Origin of the sequence: Amycolatopsis sp., assembly GCF_036008905.1 — a bacterium.
Classification (GTDB): Bacteria; Actinomycetota; Actinomycetes; order Mycobacteriales; family Pseudonocardiaceae; genus Amycolatopsis.
In genome coordinates, this window is record NZ_DASYMU010000225.1 from 17,249 (window position 1) to 36,145 (window position 18,897).

Annotated in this window: 19 protein-coding genes; 10 read left to right on the top strand and 9 right to left on the bottom strand. The window is 68.9% G+C overall.

Annotated features, from left to right (window positions below; genetic code table 11):
* Positions 1-5 precede the first annotated feature (5 nt).
* Positions 6-590: a pentapeptide repeat-containing protein gene (locus tag VGP60_RS36380; RefSeq protein WP_327552839.1), complete on the top strand. Its 585-nt coding sequence runs from the start codon at positions 6-8 to the stop codon at positions 588-590.
* On the opposite strand, the gene VGP60_RS36385 is transcribed toward VGP60_RS36380, so the two are convergent.
* On the bottom strand, positions 587-1,957 hold the full coding sequence (locus tag VGP60_RS36385; RefSeq protein WP_327552744.1) for a M28 family peptidase: 1,371 nt from the start codon (positions 1,955-1,957) through the stop codon (positions 587-589). The genes VGP60_RS36380 and VGP60_RS36385 overlap by 4 nt on opposite strands.
* A 101-nt stretch (positions 1,958-2,058) precedes the next feature.
* Positions 2,059-4,584: a TNT domain-containing protein gene (locus tag VGP60_RS36390; RefSeq protein ID WP_327552745.1), complete on the bottom strand. Its 2,526-nt coding sequence runs from the start codon at positions 4,582-4,584 to the stop codon at positions 2,059-2,061.
* A gap of 124 nt (positions 4,585-4,708) precedes the next feature.
* On the opposite strand from VGP60_RS36390, the gene VGP60_RS36395 reads away from it, so the two are divergent.
* From VGP60_RS36395 to VGP60_RS36405, 3 genes are all read left to right on the top strand, one after another.
* Entirely contained in the window at positions 4,709-5,701 is a 993-nt protein-coding gene (locus tag VGP60_RS36395; protein ID WP_327552746.1) for a DMT family transporter, read from the top strand.
* Between the two features lie 182 nt (positions 5,702-5,883).
* On the top strand, positions 5,884-6,741 hold the full coding sequence (locus VGP60_RS36400; RefSeq protein ID WP_327552747.1) for a bifunctional methylenetetrahydrofolate dehydrogenase/methenyltetrahydrofolate cyclohydrolase: 858 nt from the start codon (positions 5,884-5,886) through the stop codon (positions 6,739-6,741).
* Positions 6,738-7,043 (top strand): DUF3017 domain-containing protein, encoded by a 306-nt coding sequence (locus tag VGP60_RS36405; RefSeq protein ID WP_327552748.1) that lies wholly within the window; start codon positions 6,738-6,740, stop codon positions 7,041-7,043. The genes VGP60_RS36400 and VGP60_RS36405 overlap by 4 nt, the downstream gene beginning before the upstream one ends.
* On the opposite strand, the gene VGP60_RS36410 is transcribed toward VGP60_RS36405, so the two are convergent.
* On the bottom strand, positions 7,038-8,222 hold the full coding sequence (locus tag VGP60_RS36410; protein ID WP_327552749.1) for an MFS transporter: 1,185 nt from the start codon (positions 8,220-8,222) through the stop codon (positions 7,038-7,040). The two genes, VGP60_RS36405 and VGP60_RS36410, sit on opposite strands and share 6 nt — an antisense overlap.
* A 271-nt stretch (positions 8,223-8,493) precedes the next feature.
* Between VGP60_RS36410 and VGP60_RS36415 the strand changes: the two genes are divergently transcribed.
* Positions 8,494-9,012, top strand: a complete 519-nt coding sequence (locus VGP60_RS36415) for a TrmH family RNA methyltransferase (RefSeq protein WP_327552750.1) — start codon at positions 8,494-8,496, stop codon at positions 9,010-9,012.
* A gap of 1 nt (position 9,013) precedes the next feature.
* Here the strand turns inward: VGP60_RS36415 and VGP60_RS36420 are convergent, their stop codons facing one another.
* Positions 9,014-9,202, bottom strand: coding sequence for a DUF1918 domain-containing protein (locus tag VGP60_RS36420; protein ID WP_327552751.1), 189 nt, complete (start codon positions 9,200-9,202; stop codon positions 9,014-9,016).
* Positions 9,203-9,295: 93 nt separating this feature from the next.
* Between VGP60_RS36420 and VGP60_RS36425 the strand changes: the two genes are divergently transcribed.
* Entirely contained in the window at positions 9,296-9,940 is a 645-nt protein-coding gene (locus VGP60_RS36425) for a spermidine synthase (RefSeq protein ID WP_327552752.1), read from the top strand.
* A gap of 104 nt (positions 9,941-10,044) precedes the next feature.
* Here VGP60_RS36425 and VGP60_RS36430 read toward each other — a convergent pair whose 3' ends face one another.
* Complete coding sequence (locus tag VGP60_RS36430; RefSeq protein WP_327552753.1) at positions 10,045-10,911, bottom strand: alpha/beta hydrolase; 867 nt, start codon at positions 10,909-10,911, stop codon at positions 10,045-10,047.
* 98 nt (positions 10,912-11,009) lie between these two features.
* Here VGP60_RS36430 and VGP60_RS36435 point away from each other — a divergent pair, with 98 nt between their 5' ends.
* On the top strand, positions 11,010-14,075 hold the full coding sequence (locus VGP60_RS36435; protein WP_327552754.1) for a BTAD domain-containing putative transcriptional regulator: 3,066 nt from the start codon (positions 11,010-11,012) through the stop codon (positions 14,073-14,075).
* On the opposite strand, the gene VGP60_RS36440 is transcribed toward VGP60_RS36435, so the two are convergent.
* Complete coding sequence (locus tag VGP60_RS36440; protein WP_327552755.1) at positions 14,072-14,653, bottom strand: HhH-GPD-type base excision DNA repair protein; 582 nt, start codon at positions 14,651-14,653, stop codon at positions 14,072-14,074. The two genes, VGP60_RS36435 and VGP60_RS36440, sit on opposite strands and share 4 nt — an antisense overlap.
* A gap of 166 nt (positions 14,654-14,819) precedes the next feature.
* Between VGP60_RS36440 and VGP60_RS36445 the strand changes: the two genes are divergently transcribed.
* Complete coding sequence (locus VGP60_RS36445; protein WP_327552756.1) at positions 14,820-15,341, top strand: hypothetical protein; 522 nt, start codon at positions 14,820-14,822, stop codon at positions 15,339-15,341.
* A gap of 6 nt (positions 15,342-15,347) precedes the next feature.
* Here the strand turns inward: VGP60_RS36445 and VGP60_RS36450 are convergent, their stop codons facing one another.
* Together VGP60_RS36450 and VGP60_RS36455 are read right to left on the bottom strand one after the other, a co-directional pair.
* Positions 15,348-15,710 (bottom strand): DUF2203 domain-containing protein, encoded by a 363-nt coding sequence (locus VGP60_RS36450; RefSeq protein WP_327552757.1) that lies wholly within the window; start codon positions 15,708-15,710, stop codon positions 15,348-15,350.
* Between the two features lie 25 nt (positions 15,711-15,735).
* Complete coding sequence (locus VGP60_RS36455) at positions 15,736-16,188, bottom strand: hypothetical protein (protein ID WP_327552758.1); 453 nt, start codon at positions 16,186-16,188, stop codon at positions 15,736-15,738.
* Between the two features lie 197 nt (positions 16,189-16,385).
* On the opposite strand from VGP60_RS36455, the gene VGP60_RS36460 reads away from it, so the two are divergent.
* Both VGP60_RS36460 and VGP60_RS36465 read left to right on the top strand, forming a co-directional pair.
* Positions 16,386-17,609: an NADP-dependent isocitrate dehydrogenase gene (locus VGP60_RS36460; RefSeq protein WP_327552759.1), complete on the top strand. Its 1,224-nt coding sequence runs from the start codon at positions 16,386-16,388 to the stop codon at positions 17,607-17,609.
* 193 nt (positions 17,610-17,802) lie between these two features.
* Entirely contained in the window at positions 17,803-18,120 is a 318-nt protein-coding gene (locus VGP60_RS36465) for an SH3 domain-containing protein (RefSeq protein ID WP_327552760.1), read from the top strand.
* Between the two features lie 12 nt (positions 18,121-18,132).
* Here VGP60_RS36465 and VGP60_RS36470 read toward each other — a convergent pair whose 3' ends face one another.
* The gene (locus VGP60_RS36470) at positions 18,133-18,867 is read right to left on the bottom strand and encodes an MBL fold metallo-hydrolase (RefSeq protein ID WP_327552761.1); all 735 of its coding nucleotides are present in this window, start codon (positions 18,865-18,867) and stop codon (positions 18,133-18,135) included.
* Positions 18,868-18,897 lie beyond the last annotated feature (30 nt).

Below are 18,897 nucleotides of genomic sequence, written 5' to 3' on the forward strand. Positions count from 1 at the left end.
GCGAAATCGAGACCGGCGAGGACTACCGCGACGCGGTGCTTCCCCGGGAACAGTGGGAAAAACGTCAGTTCGTCCGGTGCGACTTCTCGGAGGCAGACCTCCGCGGGCTCCGCACCAGGGCCTGCACCTTCGACAACTGCGACTTCACCAAAACCGATCTGGGCGAGTCCTGGCACGAGGCGTCGGCGTTCCGCTCCTGCACCTTCGACCGCAGCGTGCTCGCCGACACGAACTGGGCGGGCTGCTCGTTCCTCGGATCGTCCTTTGTGGACTGCCGAATGCAGGCGATCAAGCTCACCGACTGCGACTTCTCGCTCGTGAGCCTGGGCGGCGCGAGGCTCAAGAAGGCGGGGCTCTCCAAGCTGCGCTTCCGCGAGACCAACTTCGTCGACGCCGATCTGACCGACGCCGACCTGCGCGGTTCCGACCTGACCGGCGCCCGGCTGCACGGCACGCGCTTCGGCGGCGCGGACCTGCGCGGGGCGAAGCTGGACGCCAACGGGCTCGTCCAAGCGAACCTCGCGGGCGCCCACGTCGACATGGAAACCGCCATCGCCTTCGCCGCCGCGCGCGGCCTAGTCGTGCACTAGTGGCGCCGCAGCAGGTCGTAGGCGGCGGCGCCGATCAGCTCGAGGGACACCTGGAGCCGCTCCAGGCTGACGTTGTCGGCGATGGTGTCCTCCGGCGTGTGGTAGGTCGGCTCCAGCAGTGCCGGGCCGCCCTCGCCACGCCAGCTGAAGTTGCCCGACGCGATCCCGCGCTCGAAGAACGGCACGTGGTCGCTGGAACCGCGGGCCACCGGGCCCTTCGTCCGCGGGGTGTAGCCGAGCCGTCCCGCGGCCGCGCCGACAGCTTGCGTGACGGCGTTGTCGGCGCCGTCCACCGACAGCAGCCAGTAGATGTTCGCCGGGTCGTAACTGGTGGCGACCATGTCGTTCTGGAGACACCCGGCGATGCGGCCGGCCTCGGCGTCGGAGAGGTTGTTGACGTAGTACCGCGAGCCGACCAGCCCGTACTCCTCGGAACCCCACAGCGCGAACCGGATCGCCTTGTTCGTCGGCAGATAGCGCAGCACCCGCGCGAGTTCGAGGCAGAGCACGGTGCCGCTGCCGTCGTCGTTGGCGCCGGGGGAGCCGGGGACGCTGTCGTAGTGGGCGCTCACCATCACCACGCCGTTGTCCGGGCCGGGCAGCGTGGCCGGTCGCTCGGCGATCACGTTGTAGCTCGTCAAGTTCTTGTGGTGCACCGAGGAAAGCCGGATCCGGGCCCGGCCCGCCGCCAATTTGGCGCGCAGTCGCTCCACCTGCACCTGGGCCAAGCCCAGAACTGGGATCTGCACCGGCGTGGCCAACGTCGGTGAGAACGCCGACAGCTTGCGGTCCGGTGTCGCGTTCAGCCTGCCGATCAGCACCGCGACGGCGCCCCGCTCGGCGGCCAGCAGGTACGCGTTCGGGTCGTTCGTCACCGCCGCGTAAAGCACGACCTTGCCGGTCACGTCCGCCGGGAAGGTCTCCGGCGCACCCGAGCCGACGTCGACCACGTCGGCTTCCCTCGTGACGTCCTGCGTGCCCTGGGGCGAGGAACCGGTCTGCCAGCTGTCCCGGCCGAGCCGGATCTCACCGAGGTACTTGTCGGCGACCGGGAACGGCTGCACGGTCACCTGGTAACGCAGCTTGCGCAGCACGCCCGCGAGGTAGTCCTTGGCACGGTGTTCCCCGGCCGTGCCGGCGATCCGCGGGCCGATGTCGTCGCTGAGCACTCGCAGGTGCTCCAGCGCGCGGCGGGCGCGCACCCGCGCCACCACGGGGTAGTCGCCGAACAGCAGTTGCGGCTCCTGCACCGCCCCCGGGTGTTGCCGGGTGGCGGCCGAGGCCGCCGCGGGGTTGAGCCCGATCGCGGCCGCACCGGCGACCGCGACCGCACCCGTCAGCACATCACGTCGACGTATCCCTGCCATTTGGCTCCACCCCATGCTCCACAGTGCCACTCAGTGCGAGTAACCCTAGGGAGCACGAATCGGGCGAAACACCGTCGAAGGTAGGGAGGCCGACAAATCGGTCAGTCGATGGGCGGGTCGCCCGGGTCGAGTTCGAGGAGATCGCCGGCGGCGACGAGATCCTCGATGGACGCGGGCAGCAGGTACGCCGAGCCGCCACCGGGCTGCTCGAACCACGGGATCGCGATTCCGTACAGCGACTCGATCGGCCGCTGCACGCGGTACACGTGGTACGGCCGGTTCGCCCATTCCGGCACCAGCGAACGCTCGTGGAACGGGGTCCCGGCGGCGTAGGTCAGGTTGCCGTTCGGGCCGCCGAATCTGTCGAGCTCGCTGCCCGCGGGCAGCTCACGCAGTTCCTTGCCGCGGAACAGCGTCAACGGCGGCTCGCCGGACATCGGGTAGATCGGCCACTGCTGGTTGCCCGACGCCGGACGCTGTTCGGGCGCCGCCGCGGCCGCGGGCCGGACGGGTTCCGCGCGGCGCGGAAGTGCCGGTGCCTGCGCCGGGGGAGGCGTGGGCGGCAGCTGGACGGCGACCGTCGGCGCCGGGGGCGGCGGCTCCCGCCGAGGCGGCAGTGGTGGCGGCAGCGGAGGCGGCGCAGCTGGCGGCGTCCTCGACGGCAGTGGCGCGGCGGGCAGTCCGTCGATCCCGTCGTCGAAGTCGTTGAGCCCACCGCGGGCCGGCTGGTCGGGATGCGCCACGGTGTCGGCGTCGGCGAGCGAGTGGCTCGCCGAGACGCCCGTCGCGATCTCGGGTGACAGCGTGGCCATCACCGATGCCGATGGCTGCGGCTCTACTTCGGGCTCGGGCTCCTCGGGGACCTCGTCGATCCGGCCGTCGGGGGCCAGCAGCAGCTTGCCCAGCATGAACGCGGCCGCGTCCCCGGCGTCACCGAAAACGGCGGGGTTGGCGAGCTCGCCGTCGTACCAGCCGACACGCCAGCCCGATTCGACCTGCTCGACACTCCAGCCGCGCTCGGCCGGTTCGCCGATGCGGTAGATGTTGTCCGGGATGTCGAGCTCGTCGAGCTTGGCCTGCAGTTGTTCGAGCGGCGGCAGCGCGGGTTCGGGTTCCGGCTCGGGCTGCTGCTGCGCGACCGGTACCGGCGGCGCGGCGTGCTGGACCGGAGGCGGCTCGACCGCCGCCTCCATCGGTATCGGCGGTGGCGGCGGTGAAGCGGGTGCCTGCGCGTAGGGCGCGGGCTCGGGCCGTGACTGCTGGATCGGCGCCGACAACATGGTCGGCGGACCGGGATCGATCTGCGGCGCCGGCGTGTACATCGTCGCCTGGTCGACGCCCGGGCCCGAACCATTGGTCCCCATGCCGTGGGCGACCGGCTGCTCCTGCTGCTGGTACTCCGGCTCGGGCTCGGCGTCCTCGACGAAGCCGCGCTCGTCGAACTCCGGCTCGGCGGCGAACTGGGCCTGCTCGTCGAAATGCTCTTCGAACGGCTGGTCGTCCCCGAACGCCTCGGCGAACTCGGTCTGGTCGTGGAACTGGGTCGCTTCCAGCTCGTCGTACTCCGGCGCCGTGACCTTTTCCTCTGCGACCGGAGGAGCCGGCGGCGGTTCTTCGATGGCCACCGGCGCGACTACCGGCGGTAGCGGAGGCGGAGGCGGGGGAGGCGGTGGTGCCTGGGCCGCGAGCGGCGCGGGCGCGGGTGGTCCGGGCGGCGGGGTCGAGCCCTGCAGCGGCTGAACCGGCGGCGGGCCCGGCGGACGCGGCGGCTGGAGATAGGCCCCGGCCGCCTGCAGGGTCTGGTCGTCGACGTCGGGCAGGCTGAAGCCGACCGCCCGCACGTGCTCGACCAGGTCCGGCTCCGGGGACACGCCGTACTGGCGCAGGTAGAAGTTCACCGCGGCGGGCCAGATCCAGAGCCCGTCACTGTGGAAGGCGACCGGGACGGTCGCTTCGGGCGTCGCCGCCAGCCTGTCGACGTCGTAGCCGCGGTCGGAGACCACGAGTGGCGCCGAGTCGAGGTACTCGAGCAGGCGGTCCTGCTCCTCGACCTCGAGATCCGGGCGGTTGATCACCGGGCGGCCCGCCGGGCCGACGGTGTCGAAGATGCGGGCGATCCGGAACCGGGGCTGGCCGGGCTGCTCAGGGGCGAGCCCGGACATCCGCCGGATCAGCCATTCGGGGACGTTGTCCTCCGAACGAGGGAACATGCGGAGTTCGTCGGAGTACGCCTGCGGCGGCGGGATGAGGTCCCACTTCGGTTCGTCGCGGTTGTACTCGAGGTTGTAGCTGGAGGGGTGGTCCAGTTGGTATCGGGCGTTGAACCAGGTCCCGCGGCCGTCGCGGTACATCCCGGCGCGCAGCCTGCCGAACAGCGTCGCGATGTCGTGCGTCGCCACCCAGTCCTGGGCGGTGCCATCTTCGTTGATGATCTCCCCGGTCATCTCGTGGTACCGGCCGACGGCTCGGTACTCCGCGGTTACCCGGCGCCAATCGCGCGGGGCAGCACGGAGCAGCGCGAGGCCGATCTGCTTGACCAGGGTGTCCTGCTCGGTCGCGTTCAGCTGGGTCGTCGGTTGTGCCACGTGAACATTTTGACTGCTTAATCGCCGGTGTGCACCCCGCATGTGAGTATTACGGCTCGAAACCCCGGGTGAATGCCTCTGACCTCGCTCTACTCAGGGTGCTAAAGGTCATAGATCACCACACCGGGGAGGCGGTCGACCCGCCGTCTGGCGGACAATCACGGTGATGGCTACCGCAAGTACCGCCTCGGCACCACAGGGTGCGACCGAAAGATCACCCAAAGCGAACAAGGCACTCGGCGTCGGCCTCGCGGTCGTGTCCGGTTTGGCGATGGCGGTACAGGGCCGGGTGAACGGTCAACTCGGCAGCGAACTCCACGATTCGATGCTCGCCGCGGTCATTTCGTTCGGCGGCGGACTGCTCGTACTGCTGGTCGTTTTATCGTTTTCCCCGAAGATGCGCCTCGGGCTCCGGAAGCTCCGTGACGCCGTCAGGAACCAGACGCTGCGGCCGTGGCATCTGCTCGGCGGGTTCGCGGGCGCGACCTTCGTCGCCGGGCAGTCGATCACCGTGCCGATCCTCGGCGTCGCGATGTTCACCGTCGGTGCGGTCGCCGGTCAGACGGTGAGCGGGCTGTTCGTCGACCGCGCGGGTCTCGGCCCGGCCGGGCCACAGCCGTTGACGCCGCTTCGCGTCTTCGGCGCGCTGCTGACGCTGGCCGCGGTGGGCGGTTCGCTGTCCGGCGGATTCGGCAGCCACGGCGCCGGGCTCTGGCTGCTCGCGTTGCCGCTGGTCGCCGGGGTCCTGATGGCCGTCCAGCAGGCGTACAACGGCCGCGTCGGGGCGACTTCGGGCAGCGCGATGACGGCGACACTGGTCAACTTCGTCACCGGGCTGAGCGTGTTGCTGCTCGGCTGGGTGGTTTCGCTGGTGCTGCGCGGCGGGCCGACGGCGTTCCCGCACAATCCGGTGCTCTACCTGGGCGGGCTGGTCGGGATCCTGTTCATCGCGCTGGCTTCGTTCGTGGTCGAGTGGATCGGCGTGCTGCTGCTGGGGCTCTCGGCGATCGCCGGTCAGCTGATCGGGGCTGTCCTGCTGGACGTCTTCGTGCCCGCTCATGGCGAACACCTCGCGACGGCGACGCTGGTGGGTGCGGCGATCGCGCTGGTCGCCGTCGGCATAGCTCTTGTGCCGACACTGACGCGCGCACCACGTTGATGGGCTGAGCTCACCGCTGACAATGACCACGGCGAAGGTGACCCACGATCTTTTGATCCCTTGAAGGTCGCGCCACGGCCGAAGGCCCGCTAATGAGGAGGCAGGCCGCCCCTCTCGCAGTCCGCAGCTGATTCGGGAAGGCGCGGTCTGGCTACGCATTCGCGATGCGCGATAATGAGCCTGTGACGGCGCAGACTCTGGATGGCAAGGCTACAAAGGACGCGATCTTCGCGGAGCTCAAGCCGCGGGTCGCGGCCCTCGCCGCGCGGGGGGTGACGCCGGGGCTGGGCACCGTCCTGGTCGGCGACGATCCCGGTTCGCACTCGTACGTGAAGATGAAGCACTCCGACAGCGCGAAGATCGGGGTCAACTCGATCCGCCGCGATCTGCCGGCCGACATCACCCAGGAAAAGCTCGAAGCCGTCGTCGACGACCTCAACGCCGACCCCGAGTGCCACGGCTACATCGTCCAGCTCCCGCTGCCGAAGCATCTCGACGCGGGCCGGATCCTCGAGCGCATCGCCCCGGCGAAGGACGCCGACGGTCTCGCGCCAGTCAGCCTCGGCCGGTTGGTGCTCGGTGAAGTCGGCTTCCTGCCGTGCACGCCGTACGGGATCATCGAGCTGCTCAAACGGCACGGCGTCGAGCTCAACGGCGCGAACGTCACCGTCGTGGGCCGCGGGATCACCGTCGGCCGCACCCTCGGCCTGATGCTGACGCGCCGCAGCGAGAACTCGACCGTCACCCTGTGCCACACCGGCACTGTCGACCTCGCCGGTGAAGTCCGCCGCGCCGACGTCGTGATCGCCGCGGCCGGCGTGCCGGGGATCATCACCGCCGACATGGTCAAGCCCGGTGCCGCCGTGCTCGACGTCGGCGTCTCGCATGTCGAGGGCAAACTGACCGGGGATGTCGCGCCCGGCGTCGCCGAGGTCGCCGGCTGGCTTTCGCCGAATCCGGGCGGGGTCGGGCCGATGACGCGGGCGATGCTGGTCAGCCAGGTCGTCGAAGCCGCCGAGCGTTCGCTCGAGAACCGATGAGCGCCGCGCACCCGCAGAAGGGCCGTTTCACGCTGAGCCAGCTGCCGTTCGCGGTGGTCATGCTCATCGTGGCCGTCGCGGCGCTGCGCATCGGGCAGTACCACTGGCGGCAGGGCACCGCGCTGATCGGCGGTGCCCTGCTCGTCGCCAGTGTGCTGCGAATCGTCCTGCCCGAGGATCGGGCCGGTCTGCTGGCGATCCGGGGCCGGATCGTCGACTTCGTCAGCTACGCGGGTCTCGCCGCGCTGATCCTGTTCCTGACGTTCACCATCACGGGCGGACCGTTCGACACCTCGTCATGACGCCATGGCGGGCACGCGCTGGTTCGCTTCGCGGTCCTCTCGGCGATCCATCCCGCCGGAAACCACGGCGATACTGAGACCGATCACGGCCAGCACGGCGCCGACCCAGTTCGGGGCGAGCAGGCCGAGCCCACCGGCGATGACCAGGCCGCCGAGGTAGGCGCCGATCGAGTTGGCGATGTTGAACGCCGACTGCACCGCGGCCGAGACCAGCGACGGTGTGCCGCCGGCCTTTTCCATGATCCGTGCCTGCATCATCGGGCCGATCATGAACCCGGCGAGGCCGACGAAGAAGATCGTGATCGCGGCGCCGACCTTGCCCTGCGCGGTGATGGTGAAGATGCCCAGCACCGCGGCCAGCGCGAGCAGCGAGGCGTACAGACCGGGCATGAGTGCCTTGTCCGCGAGCCTGCCACCGAGGAAGTTGCCGATCGTCATGCCGATACCGGCCAGCGAAAGCAGCAGCGTCACGTTGGTCGGCGAGTAGCCGGCGACGTCGGTCAGCATCGGTGCGATGTACGACAGGCAAGCGAACACGCCGCCGAGGCCGAACGTGACGATCGCGAGCGCGAGCCACACCTGCGGACGCCGGAACGCGCCCAGTTCGCCACGCAGCGAGGGAGAGACGGGCCTGCCCTGGTGCGGGACGAGTTTCGCGATGGCGCCGATCGCGAGGAGCCCGATCACGGCGACCACGAGGAACGTCGCGCGCCAGCCGACCTTCTGGCCGAGCAGCGTGCCGAGCGGGACGCCGACGACGTTCGCCAGTGTGAGGCCCATGAACATCATCGAGACGGCCTTCGCCCGGTTGCCTTTTTCGACCAAGCTGGACGCGACGACCGCGCCCGCGCCGAAGAACGCGCCGTGCGGGAGCCCGGCGATGAAGCGGAACACCACCCCGATCTCCTGGTTCGGCGACATCGCGAACAGGACGTTGCCGAGAGTGAACAGGCCCATCATCGCCAGCAACATGGTCTTGCGAGGAAGTCTTACGGCCAACGCCGTGAGCAGTGGGGCGCCGACGACGACGCCGAGCGCGTAACCGGTGATCAGGTAGCCGGCGGAGGGGATGGAGACACCGAAGTCCGCGGCGGCCTGGGGCAGCACGCCCATCATGACGAACTCGGTGGTGCCGATGCCGAAGGCACCGATGGCGAGCGCGATTAACGCGACGGGCACGGCTCTCCTTTCGAGGTACTGAATCGATCTAGATGGCTGACACAAACAAAGGACAGCCGAGAGCGGCAACTGCGTCGCTGAGCTGTCCCTACGGGTATTCAACCGAGAAGAGGGGGTGTTTCGTTATCACGGGCGGGAGTGAGGATGGACACCATGGGCCGAGCCGTTGTGCCGCAACGGGTCGGCGGGCAAGGGAGTGTGGATTTGATCACGCGGCGGCTATCATCGGGGTCATGACCATCGAACTTGGAGGCTCCGCGCCTCAGCTCAGGTGAGCCCGTCGATCCGGGTCCGCACCCCGTCCGAGTTGCGGTCGGCCCGGCGCCGCAAGGCACATTCCTGCTGGGGACATCTCGTCGTCGCGCCGCTCTGGCCACTGCACGGCGCGAACCTCGGGACCCTGCTCAGAACCTGTGACGCCGTCGGCGCGTGCATGGCTGTGCCGAAATTCCCGTGGGTGCCCGAGGCCTTGCGCCGCGGCAACACCCTGCGCCGGCCCGCGTGCGTGCACTGGGTCAACGACCCGCTCGGCTGGCTCGCGCGAGAACGGCAGGCGGGCACAGCCGTCGTCGGCGTCGAACTCGCCGACGAATCCATCCGGCTCGCCGACCTCCCCGTGGCGCGCGGGCGCACGATCGCCGTCCTCGGGCACGAGCAGCAGGGCATCCCGCCGGGCGCGCTCGACCTGCTCGACACCGTCGTCGAAATCCCGATGGTCGGCATCGGCTCGAGTTTGAACGTCGCGGTGGCAGGCAGTCTCGTGCTCTACAAACTCGCGGGGCTGCTGTGAGTCAGCGCGCGTGCAGTTCGATCTCGCAGTCGGACCCCGGGAAGATCAGGTTCTCCTGGCCGTCCGCGAATTTGACAAGGTACGGCGGCTTGCCGTCACCGCCCCGCACTTCGATGATTTCCCCGTGCCGCTCGCCGGCGCCGACGGTCCGCCCGTGCATGAGGATCCGGTCTCCCACGGTCGCGTACATCGCTGACCTCCTTTGGCCGATACCAGGATAAAACGCCCCGACGCCCCCGTCGAGATGTCTGATTCACCGAGCGTTTTCCCTTAAAGTGTCCGGATGACCGAGGTGCTCGAAGACGTGGACGGGGTGTGCGGACGGCTGCTGCTGCGCCGCGTGGGGGACGATTTCGAGGTGATCGCCAACGGGGTGTTCCTGATGGACACCCGAAACGGCGAGTCGGAGCGGCTGCTGGTGTCGGTCGCCGCGGACATGGTGCCGGGCAAGGCGCGCATGCTGATCGGCGGCCTCGGCGTCGGCTACTCCCTGCGCGCCGCACTCGATCACCCGGGCGTCGGGGAAATCGTCGTGGTGGAACGCGAACCTTCCGTCATCGACTGGAACCGCAACGGTCCTTTGCGAGACGTCCACGGTGACGCGCTTGCCGACGAGCGCGTCACGGTGGTTCAAGCCGATCTGGTGGAGTGGCTGGCGACGACCGACGAGCGGTTCGACGCGCTGTGCCTGGACATCGACAACGGTCCACTGTGGACTGTTACCAACGGGAACGCTTCGTTGTATGGGCCCGCGGGGCTGGTGCGGCTCGCGACAAGGTTGCGCCCGGGCGGGGTGCTCGCGGTGTGGAGCGCCGAGGCGAGCCCAGCGTTCACGCGACGGCTGAGGGCGCGGTTCAACGAGGTGCAGGTGCTGGAAGTGCCGGTGCCGCAAGGCGAACCGGACGTGGTCTGGCTCGCGCGGTTGTGAAGCCGCGTGTGGCTGGGTGGGTGGCGACTCCCGACCCAGCGCCCCTCGTGAGTGCGTACGAGTGTTCTAACACTCGTAGCCACTCACGACCCTGGTGACCAGGGCTACCGGGTGAGCAGGTCGCGTAGGGCTTTGACGATTTCGGCGGGCGACTCTTCGGCCATGAAGTGCCCGCAGGTCACCGTGTTGTGCTCCAGGTCGGGTGCCCAGGCCTGCCACCGGGCGGCGGCGTCGAAGCCCAGCGCGCTGCCCCAGTCCTGTTGCAGCACGGCCACCGGCATCCGCAGCTTGGTGCCCGCCCGAAGATCGGCCTGGTCGTGCTCGACGTCGATGCCCGCTGAGGCCCGGTAGTCCGCCACGATCGAGGGAACAGCCTCACGCGACGCCTTCAGGTACTCGGCGCGGACGTCGGCGGGGATCGCGTTCGGGTCGTTGGCCCAGATGTCGAGGAAGTGCCCGAAGAACGCGTCCGCGGAGGCGCTGATCATGCGTTCGGGCAGTCCGGGCGGCTGGGCCATCAGGTAGAGGTGGAAACCGACGGCCGCGGTGGTGCCGTGCATGACGTCCCACATGTCCAGCGTCGGCAGGACGTCCAGCGACGCGAAGTGGGTGATCGTGTCGGGGTGGTCGAGCGCGGCGCGGATGGCGACGAGCGCGCCCCGGTCGTGGCCCACCAGCGCGAAGCGGTCGTGGCCGAGAGCTTGGGCGAGAGCGACGATGTCGGCGCCCATGGTGCGCTTCGAGTACGTCTCGCCATCGTCGGCAGGCTTGTCGCTGTCGCCGTAGCCACGCAGGTCGGGGCAGATCACCGTGTGATCGGCGGCCAGGTCGGCGGCTACGTGCCGCCACATCAGGTGTGTCTGCGGGAAGCCGTGGAGCAACACGATGGGGCTGCCCGAGCCGCCGACAGCGACGTTGAGTTCGACCCCGTCGGCAACGGTGACGCGCCGCTGGGTGAATCCGGTGATCATGGGTTTCTCCTCCTGGTCGGTCGTACCCGGCCATCGTCAATGCCGCCGATCAGCGCTGGATCAGCGGCGACTCAGCCGGGCGGGATAGATTTGTCGGCGTGCCGGTGGTGAGCTTTGGCGTGCTGGGCCCGCTGGAGGCCGCGAACGAGCACGGGCCGGTCAACCTCAAGGGCCTGCGACACCGGGCCGTCCTGGCCAGGCTGTTGATCGCCAAAGGCCGGGTCGTGCCGGTCACCCGCCTGATCGACGACCTCTGGGACGAAGCCCCCGAAGGCGCGCTCGGCACGGTCCAGACTTTCGTCGGCGCGCTGCGGAAAGCCCTTGAGCCCGATCGCCCGCCTCGGACACCCGCCCGGCTGCTGGTCACAACACCGCCCGGGTACGCATTGCGTGCCGAGGACGTCGACGCCTGGCGCTTCGAAGCCGCCGTCGCGGACTCAGCCACGTTGCTGGCCGCCGGCAAAGCCGGGGAAACCCGCGCGCTGCTCGACGAAGCGCTCGCGCTCTGGCGCGGACCCGCGTATGCCGAGTTCGCCGAGCACGACTGGGCCCACGGCGAGGCCGCTCGACTGACCGAGCTGCGGCTACTCGCGATCGGACGTCGCGCCGAAGCGGCGTTGGCCATGGGACTGGTCGCCGAATCGGTGCCCGACCTCCAAGCCCAGGTCGAGAGCCATCCACTGCGCGAGGACGGCTGGCGGCTGCTCGCGTTGGCGTTCTACAAAACGGGACGGCAGGGCGACGCGCTGGCCACGCTCCGCCGGGCGCGCGACGTCCTGCGCACCGAACTCGGCGTCGACCCCGGGCCGAGCCTGCGGCAGCTGGAGTCGGACATCCTCGCCCAGGCGCCGCACCTCAGCGCTCCACCGCCCCCAAAGCTGGCGAGTCACGCGCGGCCGTTCGTCGGCCGCGTCCGTGAACTGGCCGAACTGACAGACGCTTCGACGGCTGCCGTGGCGACCGGCCGACCGCGACTCGCGCTGGTGTCGGGCGCGGCCGGCGCGGGCAAGACGGCGTTGGCCCGAACCCTGACCGGGCACCTGGAAACCGGCGGCTGGACGATCGCGTGGGGCGCCAGCCCTGAACTCCCGGGTGCTCCGGTGGCTTGGCCGTGGACCTCGAGCCTCCCGGATCCCGGTGGTGATCCCGCCGCGGCGCGGTTCCACCGGCAGCGGGCGATCGGTTCGTACCTGGCTTCCAAACGCGGCCCGGTCGTGGTGGTCTTCGACGACCTGCACTGGGCGGACGAGGAGACCCTCGCGCTGCTGACGGCGTTGGCCACCGATCCCGGCGCGGGGGCGGTGCTGATCGTCGGCACGTATCGGTCGACCGAGATCTCCGCCGGGCTGACCGAAGCCTTGGGCCGTGCCGCCCGCACCGAACCGGCCCGGATCTATCTCGGCGGCCTGACCGAACCACAGGTCCACGAACTGGTCGGGGCCATCACCGACCGCGAGCTGGATAGTCGCCGGATTCACGCCCGCAGCGGGGGCAACCCGTTCTTCGTCCGTGAGCTCATCCGGCTCTGGGAAACCGAGGGCGACGTGGCCCACGCCGTGCCTGCCGGAGTCCGTGATGTCATCCGGCAGCGGCTGGCCAAGCTCAGCGAGACCACGCGAACCCATCTTCGGCAAGCCGCGGTTCTCGGCCAGGACGTCGACCTTGACATCCTCATTCCCTTGGCGGGAAACGAAAACGACGTCCTGGACTCCGTCGAAGCCGCGCTACTCACAGGATTCCTGGTCGAGCAGGACAGCGAGCGCCTCCGGTTCGCCCACGCGCTGGTACGCGACACGTTGTACGAAGACATCACGCACGCGCGGCGGGCCCGGTGGCATGCCACGGCCGCTGAGCTCATCGAAGCGGCGCGTCCTGACGACGTCGAGCAGATCGCCCACCACTTGGTGCGCGCCGGAAGCCGGGCCACGGCGAGCCGGACCGCGCACTATGCCCGCGCGGCAGCCGAACGAGCGGAGCGGCGGTTCGCCTCGCACGAAGCCGCCCGGCTGTGGCGGGAAACGGTCGCGGCGCTGGACCGCTCGGACGACGTCGACGCCAGGACCCGCCTCGAAGCGGTCATGGGCCTGGTCCGGGCGCTGGCGGTGACCGGCGATCTGCGGCAGGCACGGCGTCACCGCGCGGAGGCGGTCGCCGCGGCCGAGGCGATCGGCGATCCGCTGCTGACCGCGGGCGTGCTCGGTTCCTTCGACGTTCCCGCGATCTGGCCGGTCAACGACGACGAAGCGTTGTCCGCCGTGCTCGTGGCCGCTGCCGAACGCACGCTCATCACCCTGCCCGCCGATCGCGAGACCGAGCGCGCGCGGCTTTTGATCACCATCGCGATGGAACGGCGTGCCGACGCCGGGCCGCGGGGAAGCGAAGCGGCGCACGAAGCCGAGAAACTCGCCCGCGACCTGGACGACCCGCTCCTGCTGGCCTACGCGCTCAACGGCCGGTTCATGCAGACCTTCCACCGGGCCGGACTCGCCCCGCGACGCGCTCGGATCGGCGAAGAACTGCTGGCCTTGTCGACCCGGCACGGCTTGGTGACCTTCGAGGTACTCGCGCGCCTGATCCTCATCCAGGCCCGTTCCGCGCTCGCCGATTTCGAGGCCGCGGACAGGCACGCGGCCGCCGCCGATCTGCTTGCCGAGCGCCACGAACTGCCCGTGGTCGGCGTGTTCACCGACTGGTACGCCGCGCTCCGGCTCGCCGTGGTCGGTCGTCTGGCCGAGGCCCGGACCGCTTACCGCGCGGCGGCTTCCCGGCTCAGCGGCACCGGAATGTCCGGTCTGGAGGACGGCATCCTCCCGCTCGCCTTGCGCTCTCTCGACCCTGCTGATGCGTTGCCTGGCCCGGACTACCCGCACGACCTGCTGTTCGAAGTCCGAACCTGCCTGAATGCCGTGGCAGCCCGGAAAAACCACGACCGGCCGACGATGGAACGCCTCTACGTCCAGCTGCTCCCCGCGTCCGGAGAACTCGCCGGTGCGGGCAGTGGCCTGCTCACCCTCGGCCCGGCGGCGCAGTACCTCGGCGACCTCGCCACCGCTCTCGGACGGCGCGACGAAGCCACGGACCATTACCGGCGGGCACAAGCGATCGCGGACAAGGCCGGAGCGCCACATTGGGCCGCGGCCGCCCGCGAAGCACTGGGTTTTTAGCCTGCCTTCGCGGCGGCTTTCGCGGCTTTCTTGAACGCCCGGACTTCGACGAGCGTCTTGGCGTCGATGACGTCGGCGATGGACCGGCGCGAGCCGCGGTCGCCATAGGCACCCGCGGCTTCACGCCAGCCCTTCGGCTGGACCCCGCGCTGCTTGCCCAGCAACGCCAGGAAGATCTTCGCCTTTTGCTCCCCGAAGCCCGGCAGGGCCTTGAGCCGCTTCAACACCTCGGGACCGTCGGGCTTCGGACGGCCCGCCGTCCAGATCCCCTCGGTGTCACCGTCGTAGTTTTCGACCACGTGCAACGCGAGCTCGTGCACCCGACGGCCCATCGAACCGCCGTAGCGGTGGATCGCGGGCTTGGTGACACAGAGCTCGACGAACTCCTCGATGTCGGACTCCGCGATCTTCGTGATGCTGAAGCCGTCCATCCGGGTGGCGATCTTCTGCGGCCCGGCGAAGGCCAGTTCCATCGCGAACTGCTGGTCCAGCAGCATGCCCGTGAGCAGGGCGAACGGGTCGTCGGTGAGGAGCTTGTCGGCGACGGGATCGCCGGTCAGGCACAACGCGCGCATCATGTGACCAGTCTTACACAATGCCGGAATACGGCGGCCTCATCCCTGCTCGACGTCGGAGTACTCCTCGGACTATTCGAGCAAGCACTCGAATAGTCTTGACTAGATGAGCCGTGACCGACAAGGTGATGTGAGCGCCCGATCGGGCGGACGAACTGGGGAGATGGAAATGACCGTTGTGCAGGGTGGGTTTCGGCGTGCGCTCTTGGTGCTGCCGGTCGTTCTGGCGATGAGCGGTGCCGTCGCGCCGGTCGCGATGGCGGACACCACGGAGTCGGCGAGCCTCGAGATCTCTTCGGAGACCGGCGCGTGGCCGGTGTCGAACAGTCATCGCTGGGAAACGCCCGCGGACGAGTTCATGGTCTGGGAGAACGAAAACATCGTGAAGGTCGACGCCTCGACGATGGACGGCCGGAACTACGTCCGGGTCGAGTTGAACGCGACCGGCTTCGTGCCGTTGCGGGTGGGGACCTACGAAGGTGTGCGCAACCGCCTTCTGGACCCGGGTGGCCCGGGAATCCTGGTGGTGTCCGGCGGATTCGGCTGCGGCACCGACTTCGCCGAGTTCACCATCGACCGGATCGAACGCGACGCCGGTGGCAAGCTCACCGCGTTGGACGCCGATTTCGAGCAGCGCTGCGGCAGCGCCACCGCGCCCGCGTCGCGCGGCGAAGTCCACTTCGAGGCCTGACACGCCCTAGGGCAGGCGTCGCCGCCCGGCGAAACCGAGGTCGGCGCGGTGGTACCAGGAGAGTTCCGCGTCGCCCTCGATCCAGCACAGCAGGACGTCGACGCCGTCGAGTTCGGCGGGGAAGTCGATGAGCAGCGGGGCGAAGCCCTTGAGCTGGGCGCCGGTCTCCTGGACGTTCGTCATCAGCTCGTCGAGCCGGGCTTGCGCGGCCTTGAACTCGGGTAGCCCGCCGAGCGTGGTCGGTGTTCCTCCCGGCGCGAGGGACGCCGTCAGTTCGGCGGCGTCGGCGCGGAGGGACACCAGTTCGTCCAGCATCGGCAGGAGTCGTGCGAGCTCGGCTTTGGCTTCCTCAACCGTGAACAGTCCCATGGGTCGAGGGTGCCACTCCGGGTGTTCACGTGATCGGCAGGCTCAGCGTGCCGGTCATGTCGTCCCGTGTGACGTGGATGGTCCAGCAACCCGGCGCGGGGAAGGCGAAGCCGGTGCCCCACTCGTCGCCGGGGTACTGGAACGTCGAGCCGCCATGGGGTTCCGGGCCCCAGGCAGGGGCGACCGTCGCCGAACCGGGGCCGGTGGCGGAGAACCGGGCGTCGCCGGCGCCGGTCATCCGCCAGACGATTTTGAGGGTTTCGCCAACGGGCAGGCCATGGGACTTGTCGGCCATGACCCAGGCGACGACCGATCCGCTGCTCGCCTCACCTTGGATGCCCGTACTTTCGGGTGCCGGCGGGTGGTCGCAGTCCACGTGTGGTGCCAGGCTGGCCGCGGGGGCCGGGGTCTCGTCCGCGGTGCATGCCGAGAGCGTGAGGGCGAGAAGGGCTACCGCGCGGACACCGGGCGTTCGCATCGCCCCATGCTCCTGCCCGGTGACTTCGCACACAAGCGCCTGCTGAGAGACTTGATCCAGGCCACCACTGGAAGCATTCAGGACCGTTTACCAGTACGCTTGTACCGCTACCAGAAGTCTTGAAGACAGACGCGAAGATCCGCGTGAGGACCTGCTTGCAGGGTCCGACCCTTAAGCAGAGAGGAGCACCGCCGCTCATGACCAAGATCAAGGTCCAGGGCACCGTCGTAGAGCTCGACGGTGATGAGATGACCCGCATCATCTGGCAGTTCATCAAGGACAAGCTGGTTCACCCCTACTTGGACCTCAACCTTGAGTACTACGACCTGGGCATCGAGGAGCGGGACCGCACCGACGACCAGATCACCATCGACTCCGCGAACGCCATCCTCAAGCACGGTGTGGGCGTCAAGTGCGCCACCATCACGCCGGACGAGGCCCGCGTCGAGGAGTTCGGCCTGAAGAAGATGTGGCGGAGCCCGAACGGCACCATCCGCAACATCCTGGGCGGCGTCGTGTTCCGCGAGCCGATCATCATCTCGAACATCCCGCGCCTGGTGCAGGGCTGGACCAAGCCGATCATCATCGGCCGGCACGCCCACGGCGACCAGTACAAGGCCACCGACTTCAAGGTCCCCGGCCCCGGCACCGCGACGCTGACCTACACCCCGGCCGACGGTTCCGCCCCGGTCGAGATGGAGATCACGCAGTTCCCCGAGGGCGGCGGTGTCCTCATGGGTATGTACAACTACAAGAAGTCCATCGAGGACTTCGCGCGCGCGTCGCTGCAGTACGGCCTCGACCGGGAGTACCCGGTCTACCTCTCCACGAAGAACACGATCCTCAAGGCCTACGACGGCATGTTCAAGGACGTCTTCGAGGAGATCTACCAGGCCGAGTTCAAGGCCGACTTCGAGGCCAAGGGCATCTCCTACGAGCACCGCCTGATCGACGACATGGTCGCCGCGGCGATGAAGTGGGAGGGCGGCTACGTCTGGGCCACCAAGAACTACGACGGTGACGTCCAGTCCGACACCGTCGCGCAGGGCTTCGGCTCGCTGGGCCTGATGACGTCGGTGCTGCGCACGCCGGACGGCAAGACCGTCGAGGCCGAGGCCGCGCACGGCACGGTCACCCGGCACTACCGCCAGCACCAGCAGGGCAAGCCGACCTCGACCAACCCGATCGCGTCGATCTACGCGTGGACCCGGGGCCTCGATCACCGCGGCAAGCTGGACTCGAACCAGGAGCTCATCGGGTTCGCGAACAAGCTGGAGGAGGTCGTCGTCGAGACCGTCGAGAGCGGCAAGATGACCAAGGACCTCGCGCTGCTGATCAGCAAGGACCAGCCGTTCCAGACCACCGAGGACTTCCTCGCGACGCTGGACGACAACCTCGCGAAGAAGATCGCGCAGGGCTGAGTAGTCGTTTCTCGAAAGAGGCGCGTACCGGATGACCGGCGCGCGCCTCTTTTCTTGCTCGACAGTGGTTACTCAACGTGATCGCAGGGTGGCAGTATTGGCGCCTACGGGTGGTTGACCCGGTCGCACCTGTTGTCCGGCCAACTGTGTGTCTACCCTGGTGGAGGACAACTTCTGCCTCTGAGGAGCGCACGTGATCCTGGGCATTCCGAAGCGCATGCTGATCATCGTCGTGGTGCTCGTCGGTATCGGCATCATTTACGTGACCGGCGCCGACAAGCGGGCCGCGGACGCCAGCAGTTCCCCGACGGGCTGCAAGGTGACCGTGGTGGCCGACGTCCTCAACGCCCGTTCGGCACCGGCCGCCGACGCCGGGATCGTCGGGAAGTACAACAAGGACGCGCAGATCGACGCGCAGCCGGTGGTTCAGGACGGCTTCCGCAAGATCGCGGACAACAAGTGGGCCAAGACCGAGTTCCTGACGCCGCTCGCCGGCTCCAAGTGCGGCTAGGTCGCGGCTGGGTCAAAGGGTGATGACGAGCCCTTCTTCGGCGGCGATGACCTCGCCGCCGAAGACCTCTCGTGCCTCCTTGACCGACACCGAGCGGTCGCTACCCGGCCAGAAATGTGTCAGCAGCAGGCGTTTCGCACCCGCCTTCGAGGCCCAGAAGCCCGCCTCCGCGGCCGTCATGACGTAGCGCGGTTCGGATTCGGGCGACGGACCCTGGAGCGTCGCGTCGGAGATGAGCAGGTCGGCGTCCCGGCCCAGCTCCGCGAGCACCGGCGACGGCCCGCTGTCACCGGTATAGGCGACAGTGAATCCGGGCGCGCTGAGGCGGACGCCGAAGTTCGGCACGTGGTGCGGCAACCGGTGGGTTTTCACCTGGAACGGGCCGAGTTCGCGAGTCCCGTCGAGGTCGTGGACGTCGAAAACGGTGCTCGGATGCGGCCTCGGTTCGAGCATCGCGAGGACGTCGAGCACCCCGGGTGCGCAGTACAACGGCGTTTTCGACGTGTCGCCGGCGTAGTGACGGACGCGGGCCAGCCCACTGACGTCGACGCAGTGATCGGGATGGGCGTGCGTCACCACGACCGCGTCCACGGCGCCGTCCGGGCAGTGCTCCAGCAACCGGGGCAGCGCGGCGTAACCGAGGTCCAGCAGCACCCGATAACCGTTGTGGGACACCAGGAATCCGGCACACGCCCGGCCGGGCTCCGGCCACGCCCCGCAGCTTCCCAACACGGTAATTTCGCTCACCACGGAAGTGTTTCAGACCGGGCGGGTAAC